Origin of the sequence: Rhodococcus sp. NBC_00297 (genome assembly GCF_036173065.1) — a bacterium.
Taxonomy (GTDB): Bacteria; Actinomycetota; Actinomycetes; order Mycobacteriales; family Mycobacteriaceae; genus Rhodococcoides.
Genome location: NZ_CP108041.1, coordinates 2,693,835 through 2,711,448, shown reverse-complemented (window position 1 = coordinate 2,711,448; position 17,614 = coordinate 2,693,835). Strand labels below are relative to the sequence as shown.

The window sequence follows — 17,614 nt, the reverse complement described above, 5'->3', positions numbered from 1 at the left end:
CCGCGGTCGGGCTGTGATCCCGGGAACAACTCCGCACTTTCTTAGCCTACGCAAGCATAATACTTGTGTGCCCACAACTGTCGCGTCAGGCGGTCTCGACCAGCGTCACAAGATGATCGTGCTGGCCACGTGCTGCCTCAGCCTGCTCATCGTCTCGATGGACGCCACCATCGTGAACGTCGCGCTGCCCGCCGTCCGCACCGAACTCGGCGCATCCGTGTCCCAGCTCCAGTGGACCATCGACGTCTACACACTGGTGCTCGCCAGTCTGCTGCTGCTGTCCGGCACCACCGCCGACCGTGTGGGGCGGCGCCGTGTCTTCCAAATCGGACTCGTCAGCTTCGCCGTCGGCTCGCTGCTCTGCAGCCTCGCCCCCACCGCCCCGGTCCTCATCCTCGCGCGCATGATCCAGGCGATCGGTGGGTCGATGCTCAACCCCGTCGCCATGTCGATCATCACGCAGGTCTTCACCGGGAAGGCCGAGCGTGCCCGGGCGATCGGTATGTGGGGCGCCGTGGTCGGCATCTCCATGGCCCTCGGTCCCATGCTCGGCGGACTGTTGATCGAGATCTCCGGGTGGCGGTCCGTCTTCTGGATCAACATCCCGGTCTGTCTCGCAGCGTTCGTTCTGGCCGCCGTGTTCGTCCCCGAGTCGCGGTCGCCCGTCGTGCGCGCGTTCGATCCGGTCGGTCAGCTGCTCGGTGTCGTCATGCTGGCCTCCCTGGTGTTCGGCCTCATCGAGGGTCCCTCGCTCGGATGGTCGTCGCCCATCACCCTCGCGGTGTTCGCCCTGTCCGTGGCCACGTTCGTCGCGTTCGTCCGCTACGAGAACAGGCGCGTCGATCCGTTCATCGATCTGCGCTTCTTCCGCAGCATCCCGTTCTCGTCGGCGACGATCGTGGCCGTGTGCGCCTTCGGCGGATACGGAGCGTTCCTGTTCCTCATGTCTCTGTACCTGCAGGAGGTGCGCGGCTTCAGCGCGATCGGCACGGGAGCGTCCTTCCTACCGCTCGCACTCGCCACGCTGATCTGCTCGCCGCTGTCCGGGCGGATGGTGGCGCGGTGGGGTGCCCGCCCCTCGATGACCATCGCCGGTGTGGTCATCGCCGTCGCCGGCCTGACCCTCACCCGCCTCTCCGCCACCACCCCCGTCAGCGCACTGCTGGTCATGTTCGCGATCTTCGGAGTCGGCTTCGGGCTGGTCAACGCCCCCATCACCAACGCGGCCGTCGGCGGGATGCCCCGCGATCGCGCGGGTGCGGCGTCGGCGGTCGCATCGACCAGCCGCCAGATCGGTGTCAGCATCGGCGTCGCGCTGTGCGGGAGCCTCACCACCGCGGGCGCCGCGGCCGGCATCGACGCGGGGTTCGCCGCCTCCACACACACGGTCTGGTGGGCTCTGGCCGCCATCGGTGTGATCGTCGCGGGCCTCGGGCTGGTCAGCGCCAGCAGACGGGCCACGCGGACCGCGGACGACGTGGCCGCACTGTTCCGCACACCGGAGCCCGCCCGTGCCTGACCGCCGGAGCCGACCGATAGACGAGGCCTGGGCCGCGATGACCTCGCTGGTCTTCGAGAACCGCGACACCTGGCGCCGACGGGTGGCGGCCGAGGTCGACATGCCGTTCAGCCGGGTGCGGGTGCTTCGGCGCCTGGTCGACGGACCGCTGACGATGAGCGGGGTGGCCACCGCGGCGGCGATGGACGCACCGGCGACCACGGTGTGCGTCAACGAACTCGAGTCTCGCGGCTACGTCCGCCGCACCGTCGACGACAGCGATCGTCGCAGCAAGCGCGTCACGATCACCGACGACGGCCGCGCCCTGATGGACCGCGTACACGCGATCACCGACCCGGTACCCGACTCGCTCGCCGACCTCGGCGACGAGGACGCCGCGGTGCTGCACCGGATCCTGTCGGGCGCGGTGTCCTCCGGCGTCGTCAGCCCAGACGGCGCAGACGGGGCTCCAGATCGGTCTTGAACAGCTCCAGGAACCGACGCTGATCGTGACCCGGCGCGTGAAAGACAAGGTGGTTCAGGCCTGCATCGACGTACGGCTTGACCTTCTCCACCGCCTCGTCCGGATCGGAGGCGACGATCCACCGCTTCGCCACCTGCTCGATCGGCAGCTCGTCCGCGGCCTTCTCCATCTCGATCGGATCGTCGATGGAGTGCTTCTGCTCCGGCGTCAGTGACAGCGGCGCCCAGAAGCGCGTGTTCTCCAGCGCCGCATCGGCATCGGTGTCGTACGAGATCTTGATCTCGATCATGTGGTCGATGTCGCCCACGGACCGGTTCATCTTCTCCGCACCTTCCGCCACCGCGGGGATCAACTTGTCGGTGTAGAGCTCCATACCCTTGCCGGACGTACAGATGAAGCCGTCGCCGCTGCGTCCGGCGTAGCGCGCGACCACGGGACCGCCGGCCGCCACGTACACCGGGACCCCACCCTCGGGCACGTCGTAGATCGATGCGCCCTTCGTCTTGTAGTACTCACCCTCGAAGTCGACGCGATCGCCCAGCCACAGCTCGCGCATCAGCGACACAGCCTCGCGCAGACGCGCGAACCGCTCCTTGAACTCCGGCCACTCACCGTCGAATCCGGTCGCGATCTCGTTGAGGGCCTCACCGGTGCCTACACCGAGCATGATCCGGTTCGGGTACAGGCACGCCATCGTCGCGAACGCCTGGGCGATCACGGCCGGGTTGTAGCGGAATGTCGGGGTCATCACCGACGTGCCCAGCTGCAGGGTCTTCGTGCGCTCACCGACGGCCGTCATCCACGCGAGCGAGAACGGGGCGTGGCCGCCCTCGTGGCGCCAGGGCTGGAAGTGGTCGCTCACGGTCGCCGAATCCATGCCCGACGACTCCGCGAGAACGGCGATCTCCACGAGCTCGCGGGGGCCGAACTGCTCGGCCGACGCCTTGTATCCCAGCTTCAGTTCCTGTGCCACGCCGAACTCCCTCATCTACCGCCGAACCCCGGTCACCGTCATGTCTATCAGTCGAGGCCTCCGATCCGCCCGAGGCCTTCGAATCGCAGTGCGCGCAACCCTGTCACCGAGGCGGGCGGCCCGGCACCGTGGGAGGTTGCACGAGCGCAAGGAGGCTGTGGTGGGTGTCGAGGTGCAGAACGAACGTTCTGAACCACTGCTGTGGGGCGAGGACGATTCCCGGCGCGCTGCGGGCTTCACGGCGGGACCGTACTCGTGAGCATCGCGTTCGTGGGCGGAGGACCCCGCGCGACCGGCATCCTCGAGCGGATCGTCGGCCGGGCCGACGAGCTGACCGAACCGATCGACGTCCATGTCGTCGACCCCCACCCGCCGGGTGCAGGGCGGATCTGGCGACGGAACCAGGACCCCCTGCTGTGGATGAACTCCGTCGCGGCGGACGTGGCCATGCTGCCCGACGGGTCGGGCGGTCCCACCCTCGCGGAGTGGGTGACGGCGAACCGGGACACCCTCGTCACGGATCCGGCTCTGCGGGAGGAGGTTCTCCGTTTCACCCCGTCGTCGTTCGCGTCCCGGTCGCTGCAGTCCCTCTATCTCGCTCACGTCTTCGAGAGCGCGGTGAAGGCGCGGCCGGATCGTGTTCGAGTGCACGTGCACCGGGCCTGCGTCGTCGACATCGAGGATCGGGGTGTCCACCAGCGTCTGATCCTCGACGACGGCACCGTGCTCGAGGTGACCGATGTCGTTCTGGCGCAGGGCCAACCCGACACTCTGCCGCCGGCAGACGTCCAGGCATTCGCCGCCCATGCCGAGACCCACGGTCTCCGGTACATCGGGCCGGGATACACAGCCGACCTCGACCCGGCGCTGGTTCCCGAGGCCGAACCCGTCCTGATCTCGGGCCTCGGTCTCGCCTTCGTGGACTGGATGGTGCTGCTCGCGGAGTCACGCGGCGGCACCTTCTCGCGCTCCGGTGACGGCACCCTGGTGTACACGGCCTCCGGCCGGGAATCCCTGGTGTACGCCGGATCTCGACGCGGGGTTCCGTATCACGCCAAGATCTCGTACTCCATCGCCGATGCGGCACCGCCTCTCCCGAGGTTCTTCGTACCCGAGGCTTTTCCCGGGACGGAGACGCTCGACTTCCGTACGGCGGTCTGGCCTCTCGCGGTCGCGGAACTTGCGTGGGCGCACTATCACGAGCTGTTCCGCTCCCACCCCGACCGTGTCCGCGGGCCGTTCATCGAACTCGAGGCCGCCCTGGGCCGTGACGGCGCCCGTGCAGTCGGTGAACTGGTCGAACGAATGGTCCCCGATCCCGAGGACCACTTCGACATCGACACGCTCGACCGACCGCTGCGGCACGCCCGATTCGACTCAGCGGCCGATGCCGCAGAGCAGGTGCACCGCTACATCGAGGCAGACCTGGCACGACGGCGCGACCCCCGCTTCAGCGCGGACGCCGCCGTGTTCTCGGCCCTGCTGTCGGTGTATCGGACTGTGGGAGAGCTCGTTCGGACAGAGCGACTGCGCCCGGACGACGTCGCGTCGCAGGTGGAGGGACAGCTGCATTCCTTCTTCAGCTTCCTCGCGAGCGGTCCCCCGCCCGAGCGCCTGGAGCAGCTGCTCGCACTCGGCCGCGCCGGAGTCATTCGCTACCTCGGCCCCGAGGTGCGGTTCGAGGCGGACGGTGACGGCTTCCGGGCGACCTCGCACGTGCACCACGACGTGGTGCGAGCGCGGACGCTCATCGAAGCCCGACTGCCCAGAGCGTCCATCTCGCGCAGCGCCGACGCCCTGCTGCGATCGCTGCACGAGCGCGGTGAGGTCCGCGAGGTGAGTGCGTCTCCGACGAGTCCGGCCAAACTGGCCGTCGACGGCTCGTCCCGCGTGATCGACGCATCGGGCACGGCGCACCCCCATCGGTACGCGGTGGGAATGTGGGTGGCGGGCCACGCCTGGTCCGGCGCCTTCGCCCGGCCCGGCATCGACGCCGGCTTCTTCCGGCACAACGACGCGATCGCCGCGGATCTCGTGGCCGGCCACCGTGCTGTGTCTCACCCGGCTCGACGCTGAACGAGCAGCTCGTACAGCTGCGTCTCCACCATCGTGGTGGGAAGCGGCAACGGTACTGCCGGCGGAGCCGAGTCGTAGGTGTGGCCCGTCGGCGTCCGGAATCTGACGATGTGGCCGCCGTCGACGTGCTCGACGACCCGCTGGGCCTCCCACCCCTCCGCGTCCTTCGCGTAATTGCAGGCGGCGCACAGTCCCATGCCGTTCTCCGCCGTCGTCGGGCCACCGAACCTGAAGGGGCGTATGTGGTCGTGGTGTCGGATCGGCGCATCGCACCACGGTGTGCGGCACGTCCGGTCGCGGACGTCGATGTAGTGACCGAGTCCCGCCGGGAACACACGCGCCGTCGAGTCCATCGCCGTGAGCTGTCCCGTCGACGGGACGGCGTAGAGCCGCCGCAGGGTCGCACCGACACTCCCGCCGTCGATGCGGTCGGCCACCGCACGGCGGGCCACTTCGGCGGGAACCATGCCGTAGCCGGGAACGTGCGCGGCCTCGTCACCGCCGGCGAGCAACGACTCGTCGGACATGACCAGCTGCACGGCCACCGGGGGACCCGCCGCTGCATCTCCCCCGGTCACGCGCTCGAACAACAGGTCCGCCATCACCTGATCACGCGTTCGACCCTCGGCACGGCCGGCTGCGACGAGCGCGTCCGCGTCTCGGCGCAACGTGGCGTACACGCACACCGCCTTGTCCATCGGCAGCAGCGCCGTCGCGTATCCCATGAAATCCGGAGCCGGACGCACGCTCACGCGGCGCTGCGCAGCCGCACGCGCGTTCCTCCGCGCCACGGCCGCGGCATCGAGCTCGACCGCCGCGGCCACCGCGAGCGCGACCACCTGCTTGTCGCCCTTCCCTTCCAACGTCGAGGCGTCGGCGCACAACCGGCGATCGACCTCCCGCCGGTCCGCCACGGTGAGGTGCGCCGTCTCCCGCACCAGCAGCATCGCGCGGTACTCGCTCAGGCGGCCTTCGCGCATCGACTGCAGGGTGTACGGCATCTCGTGCACCAGTGCCCGTGCGAGTCCGAGGTATGTGCCACCACGCCGGTGTGACTCGCGACGTGCCAGACCCACCTGCGACGCGATCCCGAGATCCCACTGCTTCCTCGGCAGCCCGCGATCACGCCGATCGGCTCGAACGCTCGCCGCCACCCCGGCGGTCACTACCGCCTGCGTCGCCGCGCCCACGCTCTTCAGGGCTTCGATGGCCGTCACGGCATCGATTCCTTCCCGCGCCGACCCGCCGTCCTCCACCAGCCCCAAACGCGCTGTGAACAGCCGTATCTCGTCCACCGACGGTGGGTGCAGCTCTACCGTGTCGTTCATCGATCTCCCCCCGGATCCTCGATTCCTGCAGAAGGTAACTCGAGGGTCCGACACCCTCCGCGCGCCGTAGAGTCGAGCCCATGAGCCCGCTCCGCGCCTGGTCCGACCCGCTCGCCGAGCACATCGTCGGCACGTATTTCGCGTTGCGCGCGGCGATGGCGATCATGGCCGTCGGGTTGCCTCTCCTGCTCGTCGCCTGGTCGCTGCTCGATCCCGACCTTCCTGTGCTCGGATCGATGAGCGAGTACTACTACAGCCCGGCCCGCGACGTGTTCGTCGGAGTGCTCTCCGGGACCGGTATCGCGTTGATCTGCTACCGCGGTCACGGGACGCTCGAGAACGGACTGTTGAACGCGGCCGGCGCCTTCCTCGTCGTCGTCGCGCTCGTGCCCACGGATCCACCGGGGCAGAGCGACTTCGGCCTGCGTATGACGGTCCACGCCGTCGCCGCCGTGGCCTTCTTCGTCAGCTTCGCGGTGTCGGTCTGGCGGTGCGCGGACGACACCCTGGATCCGTCCCGGGACTCCGAACGGCGAATCCGCCGCTACCGCAGAGCCTATCGAGTCGTGGCGGTCGTGGTCGTCGTCGCTCCGGCGTCGGCGCTCGCCCTGGTGCTCGTCCTCCGCCAGGGCGCGCTCGCGGTACTGGTGGTGGAAGCGGTCGCAGTCATGACCTTCGGCGTGTACTGGGCACTGAAGTCCTACGAGCTGCGGGGCACCGAGCTGGCCGAGCAGCCGTGAACCCCGAGCACCGTCAGCGGCGACATCGCACCCGGGTGGACTGGGGCCTGCGCGGAGCCGAGGCGATCGCGTCGGACGCCGACATCGCCGTGATCGTGGACGTCCTGTCGTTCACCACCACGGTGAGTGTCGCTCTCGACCGAGGGATCGGCGTCGTCCCGCACGCGGGCGCCGACACCGAGGAGGTCGCCCGACGTCACGACGCGTCCGTGGCGTTCCGCCGCTCGCAATCGGCTCCGGGCCGCATCACATTGTCCCCCGGATCGATCCGGTCCGCGCGCGACGTGCCCGCCCGGCTCGTTCTTCCGTCACCCAACGGATCGACCATCGCCGAGGCGCTGGCGGCGACACCCGTCCTGGCAGCGGCGTCCCTGCGCACGGCGACGGCGATCGCGCACTGGATCGCGCGCACCGCGGGACCGGACGACTCCGTGGCGATCATCGCTGCGGGCGAGAGATGGCCGGACGGATCGCTACGCCCCGCGATCGAGGACTTCTGGGGAGCGGGTGCAGTCGTCGCGGCACTCGCCGCCGTCGGGCGTCTTCTCGACCCGTCTCCCGAGGCCGACGCAGCGCAGGCAGCCTGGACGGCGGTGGCCGATGATCCGTCGACGGCACTGCGTGACTGCAGTTCCGGTCGCGAGCTGATCGCCCTCGGATTCGACGGCGATGTCGCGGTGGCAGCGGAGGTCGGGGAGAGCGCCGGCGTTCCGATTCTCCGTCAGGGGATCTTCGTCGATGCTGCGAGCGGCGGCCTCAGCGCCTGATGCCGTGGTGCTTCTCGGCCACGTCCGGGTGTGCACGGGTACGCGATTTCCACGCGTTCTCGCCGTAGGTCCGGAAGAGGGGGTTGTCCGGATCAGTGTCGACGCCCCGGGACCGCGCCGCCAACTCGGGTGGAAGATCGATGAGCGGCACGCGCGCATCCAGTGCGGGGCTGAGGAAGTAGGGAACGGACACCCGGTCCGTGCCAGGCGTCGGCGCGAGGACGCGATGCCGAGTGGCACGCAGGTACCCACCCGTCGCGACCTCGAGCAGTTCCCCGACGTTGACGATGAACGCGCCGGCCACGGGCGGTACGTCGATCCACTCGCCGCCGCGCAGCTCCACCTGCAAGCCGGTCGACTCCGGCTCCACGAGAAGCAACGTCAGCACCCCCGAGTCCTTGTGCGCGCCCACCCCCTGCGGGTTCTCGGTGCTGCCGGGATACCGCACCACCTTGATCAACGTCGCGGGGAGCTCGGCGAAGGCGGCATCGAATGTGTCCTCGGCCGCGCCGAGGGAGACTGCCCAGTGTCGGAGCAGCCGCAGCCCGACGTCCGACAGGGCGGCGTCCCAGGCCTCGAACGCGGGACGCAGTTCGGGTAGCGCGGACGGCCACTGGTTGGGGCCCTGCAGGTTCCAGTATCCCTGCGCCGCGGGAATCACCTCGCGCTCCGGACCGATGTCGATCTGCTCTCGCCAATCGACGGCGCCGTTGGTCAGCTCGCCGCCGAGCCGACTGTAGCCGCGGAACTGGGGCGAGTTCAGTTGACTGATCTCGTCCTTGGCGTCCGCCGGCAGCGCGAAAAAGGTGCGCGCCAGCGACAGGACCGTCGACACGAGCTCGGGGTCGACACCATGACCGGTCAGGTGGAAGAAGCCGTGGTCGTGGGTGGCCTCGCGCACTGCCGAGCGAAACCCGTCGACATCCGCGGTCGACATGTCGAGAACGGGCAGAGCTGTCACCTGATCGGAAGCTTCTCGCCGGCCTCCACCGCGACGGTCAGCCGGTTCTCGGGAGGTGCCACCGGGCACGTCGCGTAGTCGGTGAGGGCGCACGGCAGGTTGGACGCGCGGTTGAAGTCCAGTGTCACCAGGCCGTCGGCGTCCGCATCGCCGACGGCGAGGGACCGGCACGCGGGGTAGGTGCTCACGCCGCTGGTCTCGTCGGTGAAGAGGATGTGGAAGCCGCCCGCCTTCCCTCGGAATGCGACGAACTGTTGCGGTGCGTTCCCGAGCGTGAAGTCGATGACGCCCAGCCCGGCGTGGTGGTGCTCCAGACCCTCGACGACGGCCGCGGTGGTGACCGTGCGCTCGGAGTCGTACGGCGTGAACGTGCCACTCACGCGCCACTTCTCGTCGGGTGCGAAGGTGGGGATCCCGCCGAACGACGCCAAGGTGGGGGCCGCGGGGTCGTGCACGCGCAGGGCCACCGAGCCGGTGCGGCGAATCACCTCGACGCGCCGCTCACCGGCGGCCACGAGGAGGCCGGGAGCCCCCTCGACAGGGTGCAGAGCGACAGTCCCGTCCACGACCACCCCGTCGACCGACAACCCGTCGCCCGTGCTCGCGGTGACGTGCAGAGCGTCGTCGTCGGCGCGCCACACACCGGGCAGATCCCCCACGGCCGCGTCGGTCTCGGTCAGCCAGTACAGACCTGTGAGCGCGACCCAGCCCAACGGATCGCGGAAGTACTCCTCGCGATCGGAATGCCATGCAGCCCAGTCCTGCTCGAACGTGGTGACGGATGTTGTCATGATGCGTACTCCTTCTCGGACGGTGACGATGCGATTCTGCCGAGGACACCGGCGCCGACGTGACGTGCCTCCTCGAGATGGGGGTACCCCGACAAAATGATCTCGTCGACACCTGCCTCGCGATACTCCTCGATGCGGGCCACCACCTCGTCGTGGCTGCCGACCAGCGCGGTGCCGGCGCCGCCGCGGACGAGACCGATGCCCGCCCACAGGTTGGGGCCCACCACCAGGTTCCGACGATCACCGCCGTGCAACGCCAGCATGCGTCGCTGGCCTTCCGATCCCACGGCGCCCAGTTGTGCCTGTCGGGTCCGGACGGTCGCGTCGTCGACATCGGCGATCAGGTCCTCGGCTCGAGCCCACGCATCTTTCGCGCGCTCGCGGGTGATCACGTGCATCCGCAGTCCGGCACGCAGGGTGCGGCCGCGGGCAGCCGCACGCTCCCGCACGTGGGAGATCTTCTCGGCCACCGCCTCGGGAGACTCGCCCCACGTGAGAAAGACGTCGGCATGCTCGGCGGCGACATCCAGTGCGGCGTCCGATGATCCGCCGAGATAGACGTCGGGAAGCGGCACCGGAGGATGCCCGCCGAAACCGCCGCCGTTCGGTCGGTCCACAGCGTAGTGGTCGCCGGACGGCCGCACCGGCCGGCCGTCGGAGACGGCGCGCGCGATGCCGAGGAACTCACCCGCCCGCGCGTAGCGGCCCTCCTTCGCCAGACGGTCGCCGTAGGACCGCTGCTCGACGTCGTCGCCCCCGACCACCACGTTGAGGAGCACTCGGCCACCGGACAGTCGATGGAATGTACTGACCATCTGCGCCGACGTCACGGGCGAGACCTGGCCCGGCCGGAACGCCACCAGGAACTTCAGACGAGTGGTCGCCGGGATCAGCGCCGCGGTGACCAACCACGCGTCCTCGCAGTGTCCGCCCGTCGGAGTGAGCACTGCCTCGAAACCGAGTTCCTCGACGGTCACGGCCAATTCGGTCAGGTAGTCGAGTGTCGCGTCCCGATGTCCCGCACCCGCTGCCGAGGCGCCCCCACCGCCGATGGCGACTCCGTGCGAGCGCGCACCGAGCCTCTCGTCGTCACCCCCGGTGGGGAGGAACCAGTGGAATCTCACTCGCCGATGCTGGGTCGACGTAGTCCGAGGTGCTCCCGCAAGGTCGACCCCCCGTAGGCGGCTGGGTACGAACCACGTTCCTGCAGTTCGGGAACCAGCTTGTCGACGATGTCGTCGAGCCCGCTCGGCACGAGGTACGGCGTGATGTTGAAGCCGTCGCTCGCCCCTCCGCGGACCCACCGGGTGAGCTCGTCCGCGACCTGGCTCGGCGTACCCGCGAATCCGGTACGCGCCGACGTCTCGATGACGACCTGCCGCAGCGACAGGTTCTTCGCCTCGGCGAGCGACCGCCATTCCCGCACGCGTGCATCCACATCGATGCCGTTGAACGCCGAGCCACGAGCACCGACGACGCCACTGACGATCGGATCCTCGGTGGGGAGTGGTCCGTCGGGATCACGATCGGACAGATCGCGCCCCCACACCTGGCCGGCGATCGACAGCGTCGTCGGGCCGGTGAACTGACCCTCCTTGACCCAGCGCACCTTCTCGTCCACGTCCCGCTCGTGGTCCGCGAGGACGATCTGGGTGCCGGGCAGGATCTTGATGTCGTCGTCCGGTCTCCCTCGGGCCACGAGTCGCGCGCGGATGTCGTTCGCGAAGTCGAGTGCGTCGTCGAAGTGGGTGCCGTGCGCGGAGAAGATCACGTCGGCGTGCTGGGCGGCGAAGTCGCGACCGGTGCTGGAATCTCCCGCCTGGAAGATCACCGGGTGGTCCTGCGGACTGCGGGGAATCGGTGCAGCAGAGGCGATGTCGAACTGCGAGGACTGGATGCGCACGGAGTCGGGCGTGCCTCCTGCGTTCCACAGGGCTCTGGCGACGTCGAGGAACTCTCCGGCGCGCACGTAGCGGTCCGCGTGGTCGAGGTAGCCGCCGCGTCGGAAGTTCTCGCCGGTCCACGCGTTGTCGGTCGTGACGACGTTCCAGCCGGCGCGACCACCGGACAGCACGTCCAGTCCCGACAGTCGACGCGCGAGGTCCACCGGTTCGTTGTAGGTGGTGTTCTGGGTGGCCACCAGTCCGATGTTCGTGGTGATGCCGGCGAGCGCCGCCAACTGTGTGATGGCGTCGGGACGACCGGCGATGTCCAGGTCGAGGATCTTGCCGCCCTGCTCGCGCAGTCGGAGCCCCTCACCGAGGAAGAAGGCGTCGAACAGTCCGCGCTCGGCGGTCGTGATCAGCCGACGGAACGTCTCGAAGTCGATCTGCGAGCCACTGGCCGGGTCCGACCAGATCGTCGTGTGGTTGACGCCCTGGTAGAAGACACCCAGGTGGACGGTGGCGTCGGGACGGAAGAGAGCGGTCATCGCGCAGCCTCGAATCGGTTGACCGGGCGGGCCAGGCCCAGAGTGGAACGCAGCGTCGTGGCCGGGACCGGCCGATGGGCCAGGTCCCGCTCGAACAGTTGAGGAAGGACGTAGCGTGCGGCGACGCGGAGATCGTCGTCGATCAGGTCAGGACGCAACCTGATCCCGCCGATCGCGTCGTCGAGGGCAGCAATGCGCTCGACGAGAGCCGCTGCGGCCGTCGGGCTTCCGGGGGCCTCGACGTCGAGAACGACGTGCGCCCCGGTCACCGCGCGCGCGTCCGCTTCGTTCTCCACGAGGACGACGTCGAGCAGATCGGCGTCGATCTCGCCGAATCGGCCGAACACCACCACCTGACCCTGCGGCGGGCGAGGCACGATCGCGGGGCCCTTCACCGAGTACTCCTCCCCGACGAAGTCGACGTAGTGCAGCTTCTGCTGGTTCAGGAACCGGCCCGTCGGGAAGTCGCGGATCACCGCGTCGTCCTCCCACGAGTCCCACAGTCCACGCGCCACGGTCACCGAATCACGCTGTTCACGAACCAGATCGGTATCGGCCGAGACGACTTCGCGACCCCATGCTGCCGCGACGTCGGGTGCCAGCGACCGGGATGCCACCCAACCCGCCCGGCCGCGGGACGCGTAGTCCAACGACGCGAGCTGCGACGAGAGGTGGAACGGTTCCGCGTAGGTGGTGCTGGCGGTGGCGACGAGGCCCACCGTGCTGGTGGTCGCGGCGACGAAGGCCGCGCGCGTGACGGCGTCGACACCACCCGTCGCCACGTCGTCGTCGTCGAACGTGACGTAGCCGAATCCTGCGTTCTCGGCCGCGGTCACCGTGGCGGCCACGGCTCGTCCGTCGGCCGAACCGACCCCGACGTCGAAGCCGAGTGTCACCGTCCTGGTCATCGTGCGCTCCCTCGTATCGCCCCCGGACACCCGAGGTTAGGAGGGATCCGCACCCGGCACACGGGTTGGAATCGCAGAGATCGGAGGGGAATGCTTCGCCACCTGTTCGTTATGAACTCACTCGACGACAGTGCTCCGCTGCGCTCAGTGGCGCCTCGAATCGAAGCCCGGGCGTGTTCGGATTGCGAATAAACCGGGCGGTCATCTTGATAATCTCAGCCGATGAACCCAGCCCCTCCACCACCAGGGTGGTATCCCGATCCATCCGACGCGAGTCGCCACATCTACTGGGATGGACGTTCGTGGGTGGGGCCCGCCGGTCCAGCAGCAGCAGGCCCGACAGGCAAGGGCCGTAGGGCAGCCGCCAACTTCGGTGCTTTCGTGCTCGTCGCCATCGGGCTACTCATGTCCATGCAATCGGTGAGCCTCCTCACCGGCTCCGGGCCCATCTGGACAGGTGTCGCGGTCATCGCTGTGGGAACGGCTCTGGCCTTCTTCCTTGGAGCCTCAACGATCGTGCGCCTTCTCGCGGTGTTAGCTCTGGTGTTGGGTGTAGTGAACGCAGTGACTATCGAGAACGAGATGTCGGAAAGACGCGGCGAACTGTCGCGTGTGTTCGATCAGTAATCGACCCTCACGTCGGCGTGTAGGGCACGCCGTACTGGCGACGGGAGCCGAACACCAAGATCCGGAAGGTCAGAAGCCCACTCCGGCGAAGGGGGCCTGCGGAGTCCGGAACAGCTCGTCGGCAGCCGATGCCTCACCCTCCGCGAGACCGGCGGTGACCAGGGCCGCCCACGACGTCCCGCCGAGCAGCACCGACGCCAGATCTCGGACGTGCACCGTCAGATCCGGCGCCGCGTCGACCACCCGCACGCCGTCCGGTGCGACGGCGTAGGTCCCGGCGTTCTCCGGCAGGTCCTGGTCCTGCACGGCGATGGTCACAGCGTCCCCGGGCCCGTACGTGCGCGCGGACAGTGCCGCGGACACGTCGAGGATGCGCAGCCAGGTCTCGTCCTCGGTGCGATCGAGTCGTACGGATCGGCGATCGTGCATCAGCAGTGGCAGCACGGTGTCGACGGGCAGTGCGGGAAACGTGATGCGGTCGACGAGGTCGAGTCGCAGGAGGAAGCGGACCAGGTCGGCGAACACCGCGTCGTCGGGCGCATGGAGGTCCTCGACGACCACCCGGCGGTCGTTCCCGGACCACCACGTCCGCGGGTCGCGCGGGCGGTACCGGACGTATCCGTCGTCGACCCCGCCGGTGGAGTGCACCGCGTTCCACACCGGACCGGTGTCGGTCCGCCCGCGCAGCCTCGACGCGTTCCACCAGACGGGCAGTCGGGTGATGGTGCCCGGTCGACTCGACGGGTGCGACGCGACGATGCCGGCCTGCACGTCGAACACGTCCCCGTCGTCGACGAGGCGGACGGTGCCGCTGGACACGGCCTCCTCCCGCACCGACGCACGCGCGGTGACGACCTCGGCGGACACGGACGAGGTGGCGACGCCGTAGCCGTAGCGGCCGTAGATGACAGCCTCCGACGCACGGAGCGAGGCGACGACGTCCCCGGCATCGCGCGCGTCCCGCAGCTGGCGCCGCAGCAGAGCGGACACGACACCGCGGCGGGTGTGGGTCGGCAACACCCCGACATGGGTGACGGCCAGGTGGGGAACCCGAGCGCCGCCCGGCAGCGTCAGGGTTCCGCGGGCCGAATCGGTGGTCCCGACAAGTCGATCGCCGTCGAAGGCGCCGTAGGTCCGACCGGGCTCGCGCAGACTCGCGATCTCGTCCTCGGTGACCTGCAGCGTGGGCAGTCCCACCATCGCGGCACGGAAGACGCGCTGCGATTCCAGCAGGTCGGACCGCGACTCGAGAATGCGGATGTCGACCATCAGGCGACCTCGGCGATCGTCAGGGTGGTCTGTCGGCGGAGCACGAATCCGAGGGTGTCGTAGAGCGCGACGGCGCGGGTGTTGGTCACACTCGTGTGCAGGAACGGCACCTCGCCCCGCTCCCGGATGCCGTACCCGACAGCGCGGATGAGGCGGGTGGCCAGGCCCTGCCCTCGGTACTCGGGGTCGGTGCACACGGCGCTGATCTCGGTCCAGCCGTCGGGATGCATGCGCTCCCCGGCCATGGCGACGAGCCGCGACCCGTCCCGGACGCCCAGGTACGTGCCCATCTCGATGGTCCGCGAGCGGAACGGTCCCGGCCGGGTGCGGTGCACGAGATCGAGCATCTCCGGCACGTCGTCGGCGGTGAGCACCTGCGCGGCCGGTTCCGGCTCCACCACCAGCGCGGATCCGTCGAACTGCAGCAGCCCGATCCGGTCGAGAACGCGCCACCCGGCGGGCGGGGTGATGCCGTCGCCCCGCAGTGCAGCCTGCTCACCCACCGGGAGCAGGGCGCCGAGATCCGCCCAGTCCTCCGCCGTCATGTCCTCGGGGTGACCGAAGAACCCGGCCACCTCGGGGTGGTAACGCGCGATCCGGCCCCGCCATTCGGCGAACCGGGAGTGGGCGCCGACGAGGGACGATCGGATGGGATCGTCCAGCGGATGCGCGTCGGGGAGGGTCGGGATCACCGGAACTCGGTCGTCGCACTGCACCAGGCCACTGTAAGGGTCGGCTCCGACGCCGCGGCGCGTTGTACTCGCGACGATTCCGGAGGGGCAGAATGGTGTCGTGAGCCCCGACAGAGTGAGTCCTGACGACGCCGTGCGACCTGACGATGCTCCGTCCACGACGGGGACACCCCCGTGGACGTACCTGATGGACATGGACGGTGTCCTGGTGCACGAGGAGCACCTCGTCCCCGGAGCGGACCGCTTCCTGAAGGAACTCCAGGACACGAACACCCCGTTCATCGTCCTGACGAACAACTCGATCCGCACCCGTCGCGACCTGCAGGCACGCCTGCGACGGACCGGCCTCGAGATCCCCGAGGAGTCGATCTGGACGTCGGCACTCGCCACCGCCACCTTCCTGGGGAACCAGCGGCCGAACGGTACCGCCTACGTGGTCGGGGAGTCCGGCCTGACGACGGCCCTGCACGACATCGGCTACATCATCACGGACATCGATCCCGACTACGTGGTGCTCGGCGAGACCCGCACGTACTCCTTCGAGGCCATCACCACCGCCATTCGGCTGGTCGAACGCGGAGCCCGTTTCATCGCCACCAATCCCGACGCCACCGGCCCGTCACGCGAGGGATCGCTGCCCGCCACCGGATCCGTCGCCGCGCTCATCACGCGCGCGACCGGACGTGAGCCGTACTACGTGGGCAAACCGAACGCGTTGATGATGCGGTCCGCTCTGCGGGCCATCGGCGCGCACTCGGAGAACACGCTGATGATCGGTGACCGCATGGACACGGACATCGTGTCCGGGCTCGAAGCCGGTCTCCAGACCATCCTCGTGCTCACCGGTATCTCGACCCCCGCCAGCGTCGAGATGTTCCCGTTCCGCCCCACCCGTGTCATCGAGTCGGTCGCCGACCTCATCGGGCACACCGCGAACCCGTTCGGATGAGATTCGTCTACTCCCGGCCCGACCGCAGCGTCGAGGCGACGGGCACCCGGCAGGCGTTCGATCACATCGACGACGCGCGCGAGGCTCTCGAGGACGGGTCGGCGCGGGTTCTCGTGGGGGCCATCGGGTTCGATGCGTCCACGCGGTGTGCACTCGTCGAACCGTCGACGTTCGACCGGCGCGACGAGCCGCGGACACCCGAGCAGAGCACCCTGCCCGGAGCCGTGATCGCCTCCCAGAACCCGCCACCCGACAAGCACGTCGCGCGGGTGCAGCGTGCCCTGACGGTGCTGAACCATCCCGGATCCGCACTACGCAAAGTGGTTCTCGCGCGGTCGATCACGCTGGTGTTCGATGCCCCGCTGTCCCCGACGGCGCTCGCGGACACGCTCATCGAGGCGAATCCGATGCACAACGGTTTCGCCGTCGATCTCACCGCGGCGGGTGGTCCGTACTTCGGCCGCCACCTGGTGGGCTCGAGCCCGGAACTCCTCGTGCGGCGTACCGGAACCCAGGTGATCTGCCGACCGTTCGCCGGAACTGCTGCACGACAACAGGATCCGGTGGCGGACGAGCAGGCGGGCGCCGACCTGCTCGCCAGCGCCAAGAACCTGGCCGAGCACCGCTTCGTCGTCGACGCCATCGCCGAGGCCCTGGCGCCACTGTGCTCGGAGGTGTCCGTCCCCGACGGGCCGACGCTGACCAGCACGCCGGCCGTGTGGCATCTGGCGACCCCGATCACCGCGACACTGGCCGACCCCGCCACCACGGCACTGGATCTCGCGCTCGCACTGCACCCGACACCCGCGGTCGCGGGCAGCCCCACCGACCTGGCGCTCCAGACCATCGATCTGCTGGAGTCCGGACGCAACCGCGACTTCTACGCCGGCATGGTGGGGTGGTGCGACGCGTCGGGCGACGGTGAGTGGATGGTGGCCATCCGCTGCCTGGACATCGCCGCCGACGGCCTCAGCGGGGTCGCGACCGCGGGTGGCGGCATCGTCGCCGCCTCGGACGCGAGCGCCGAGCTGGAGGAGACGACAGCGAAGTTCGCGACGGTGCTCAGGCCCTTCGGCCTCTGACGTCGATCCGGTGCGCTGAGCCGCGGATACCGCGGCTC

17 protein-coding genes and 1 pseudogene are annotated in these 17,614 nt (G+C 69.2%); 9 read left to right on the top strand and 9 right to left on the bottom strand.

Annotated features, from left to right (window positions below; translation table 11 throughout):
* The first annotated feature begins 112 nt into the window (after positions 1-112).
* Together OG947_RS12900 and OG947_RS12895 are read left to right on the top strand one after the other, a co-directional pair.
* The gene (locus tag OG947_RS12900) at positions 113-1,519 is read left to right on the top strand and encodes a DHA2 family efflux MFS transporter permease subunit (RefSeq protein ID WP_328814019.1); all 1,407 of its coding nucleotides are present in this window, start codon (positions 113-115) and stop codon (positions 1,517-1,519) included.
* A complete protein-coding gene (locus tag OG947_RS12895) occupies positions 1,512-1,982 on the top strand; it encodes a MarR family winged helix-turn-helix transcriptional regulator (protein WP_307108174.1) in 471 nt (156 codons plus the stop codon). The genes OG947_RS12900 and OG947_RS12895 overlap by 8 nt, the downstream gene beginning before the upstream one ends.
* Here OG947_RS12895 and fgd read toward each other — a convergent pair.
* On the bottom strand, positions 1,942-2,955 hold the full coding sequence (gene fgd, locus OG947_RS12890; protein ID WP_328812014.1) for a glucose-6-phosphate dehydrogenase (coenzyme-F420): 1,014 nt from the start codon (positions 2,953-2,955) through the stop codon (positions 1,942-1,944). The two genes, OG947_RS12895 and fgd, sit on opposite strands and share 41 nt — an antisense overlap.
* Positions 2,956-3,210: 255 nt before the next feature.
* Here fgd and OG947_RS12885 point away from each other — a divergent pair, with 255 nt between their 5' ends.
* The gene (locus OG947_RS12885; RefSeq protein WP_328812013.1) at positions 3,211-5,031 is read left to right on the top strand and encodes an FAD/NAD(P)-binding protein; all 1,821 of its coding nucleotides are present in this window, start codon (positions 3,211-3,213) and stop codon (positions 5,029-5,031) included.
* Here OG947_RS12885 and OG947_RS12880 read toward each other — a convergent pair.
* The gene (locus tag OG947_RS12880; protein ID WP_328812012.1) at positions 5,013-6,359 is read right to left on the bottom strand and encodes an HNH endonuclease signature motif containing protein; all 1,347 of its coding nucleotides are present in this window, start codon (positions 6,357-6,359) and stop codon (positions 5,013-5,015) included. The two genes, OG947_RS12885 and OG947_RS12880, sit on opposite strands and share 19 nt — an antisense overlap.
* A gap of 80 nt (positions 6,360-6,439) precedes the next feature.
* Between OG947_RS12880 and OG947_RS12875 the strand changes: the two genes are divergently transcribed.
* Together OG947_RS12875 and OG947_RS12870 are read left to right on the top strand one after the other, a co-directional pair.
* Positions 6,440-7,099: a DUF998 domain-containing protein gene (locus OG947_RS12875; protein ID WP_328812011.1), complete on the top strand. Its 660-nt coding sequence runs from the start codon at positions 6,440-6,442 to the stop codon at positions 7,097-7,099.
* Positions 7,096-7,866 (top strand): 2-phosphosulfolactate phosphatase, encoded by a 771-nt coding sequence (locus OG947_RS12870; protein ID WP_222646309.1) that lies wholly within the window; start codon positions 7,096-7,098, stop codon positions 7,864-7,866. The genes OG947_RS12875 and OG947_RS12870 overlap by 4 nt, the downstream gene beginning before the upstream one ends.
* Here OG947_RS12870 and OG947_RS12865 read toward each other — a convergent pair.
* From OG947_RS12865 to OG947_RS12845, 5 genes are read right to left on the bottom strand one after another with little or no spacing between them, the layout of a single operon-like run.
* On the bottom strand, positions 7,856-8,827 hold the full coding sequence (locus OG947_RS12865; protein ID WP_328812010.1) for an isopenicillin N synthase family dioxygenase: 972 nt from the start codon (positions 8,825-8,827) through the stop codon (positions 7,856-7,858). The genes OG947_RS12870 and OG947_RS12865 overlap by 11 nt on opposite strands.
* A complete protein-coding gene (locus OG947_RS12860) occupies positions 8,824-9,618 on the bottom strand; it encodes a DUF1684 domain-containing protein (protein ID WP_027506217.1) in 795 nt (264 codons plus the stop codon). The genes OG947_RS12865 and OG947_RS12860 overlap by 4 nt, the downstream gene beginning before the upstream one ends.
* A complete protein-coding gene (locus tag OG947_RS12855; RefSeq protein ID WP_328812009.1) occupies positions 9,615-10,742 on the bottom strand; it encodes an LLM class flavin-dependent oxidoreductase in 1,128 nt (375 codons plus the stop codon). Before OG947_RS12855 ends, OG947_RS12860 begins: the two co-directional genes overlap by 4 nt.
* Positions 10,739-12,049 carry an LLM class flavin-dependent oxidoreductase gene (locus OG947_RS12850; RefSeq protein WP_328812008.1) on the bottom strand — a complete coding sequence of 437 codons (1,311 nt, stop codon included), beginning with the start codon at positions 12,047-12,049 and terminating at the stop codon, positions 10,739-10,741. The genes OG947_RS12855 and OG947_RS12850 overlap by 4 nt, the downstream gene beginning before the upstream one ends.
* Positions 12,046-12,957 (bottom strand): LLM class flavin-dependent oxidoreductase, encoded by a 912-nt coding sequence (locus OG947_RS12845; RefSeq protein WP_328812007.1) that lies wholly within the window; start codon positions 12,955-12,957, stop codon positions 12,046-12,048. Before OG947_RS12845 ends, OG947_RS12850 begins: the two co-directional genes overlap by 4 nt.
* Positions 12,958-13,179: 222 nt before the next feature.
* Here OG947_RS12845 and OG947_RS12840 point away from each other — a divergent pair.
* Both OG947_RS12840 and OG947_RS12835 read left to right on the top strand, forming a co-directional pair.
* Positions 13,180-13,284, top strand: a pseudogene (locus tag OG947_RS12840) (DUF2510 domain-containing protein); the annotation flags it as partial.
* Positions 13,285-13,338: 54 nt separating this feature from the next.
* Positions 13,339-13,584 (top strand): hypothetical protein, encoded by a 246-nt coding sequence (locus OG947_RS12835; RefSeq protein ID WP_307109663.1) that lies wholly within the window; start codon positions 13,339-13,341, stop codon positions 13,582-13,584.
* Between the two features lie 69 nt (positions 13,585-13,653).
* Here OG947_RS12835 and OG947_RS12830 read toward each other — a convergent pair whose 3' ends face one another.
* Positions 13,654-14,853, bottom strand: a complete 1,200-nt coding sequence (locus OG947_RS12830; protein WP_328812006.1) for a GNAT family N-acetyltransferase — start codon at positions 14,851-14,853, stop codon at positions 13,654-13,656.
* Complete coding sequence (locus tag OG947_RS12825; RefSeq protein WP_308119324.1) at positions 14,853-15,569, bottom strand: GNAT family N-acetyltransferase; 717 nt, start codon at positions 15,567-15,569, stop codon at positions 14,853-14,855. Before OG947_RS12825 ends, OG947_RS12830 begins: the two co-directional genes overlap by 1 nt.
* Before the next feature lie 163 nt (positions 15,570-15,732).
* Here OG947_RS12825 and OG947_RS12820 point away from each other — a divergent pair, with 163 nt between their 5' ends.
* Positions 15,733-16,494: an HAD-IIA family hydrolase gene (locus tag OG947_RS12820; protein WP_037186095.1), complete on the top strand. Its 762-nt coding sequence runs from the start codon at positions 15,733-15,735 to the stop codon at positions 16,492-16,494.
* Positions 16,491-17,576: an isochorismate synthase gene (locus OG947_RS12815; RefSeq protein WP_328812005.1), complete on the top strand. Its 1,086-nt coding sequence runs from the start codon at positions 16,491-16,493 to the stop codon at positions 17,574-17,576. The genes OG947_RS12820 and OG947_RS12815 overlap by 4 nt, the downstream gene beginning before the upstream one ends.
* The last annotated feature ends 38 nt before the right edge of the window (positions 17,577-17,614 follow it).

What these genes read in the sequence shown, in the direction of transcription:
- OG947_RS12900 (WP_328814019.1), top strand. Translation starts at nt 113, where the DNA reads ATGATCGTGCTGGCCACGTGCTGCCTCAGCCTGCTCATCGTCTCGATG.
- OG947_RS12880 (WP_328812012.1), bottom strand. Translation starts at nt 6,359, where the DNA reads ATGAACGACACGGTAGAGCTGCACCCACCGTCGGTGGACGAGATACGG.
- OG947_RS12875 (WP_328812011.1), top strand. Translation starts at nt 6,440, where the DNA reads ATGAGCCCGCTCCGCGCCTGGTCCGACCCGCTCGCCGAGCACATCGTC.
- OG947_RS12860 (WP_027506217.1), bottom strand. Translation starts at nt 9,618, where the DNA reads ATGACAACATCCGTCACCACGTTCGAGCAGGACTGGGCTGCATGGCAT.
- OG947_RS12850 (WP_328812008.1), bottom strand. Translation starts at nt 12,049, where the DNA reads ATGACCGCTCTCTTCCGTCCCGACGCCACCGTCCACCTGGGTGTCTTC.
- OG947_RS12845 (WP_328812007.1), bottom strand. Translation starts at nt 12,957, where the DNA reads ATGACCAGGACGGTGACACTCGGCTTCGACGTCGGGGTCGGTTCGGCC.
- OG947_RS12830 (WP_328812006.1), bottom strand. Translation starts at nt 14,853, where the DNA reads ATGGTCGACATCCGCATTCTCGAGTCGCGGTCCGACCTGCTGGAATCG.
- OG947_RS12820 (WP_037186095.1), top strand. Translation starts at nt 15,733, where the DNA reads ATGGACATGGACGGTGTCCTGGTGCACGAGGAGCACCTCGTCCCCGGA.
- OG947_RS12815 (WP_328812005.1), top strand. Translation starts at nt 16,491, where the DNA reads ATGAGATTCGTCTACTCCCGGCCCGACCGCAGCGTCGAGGCGACGGGC.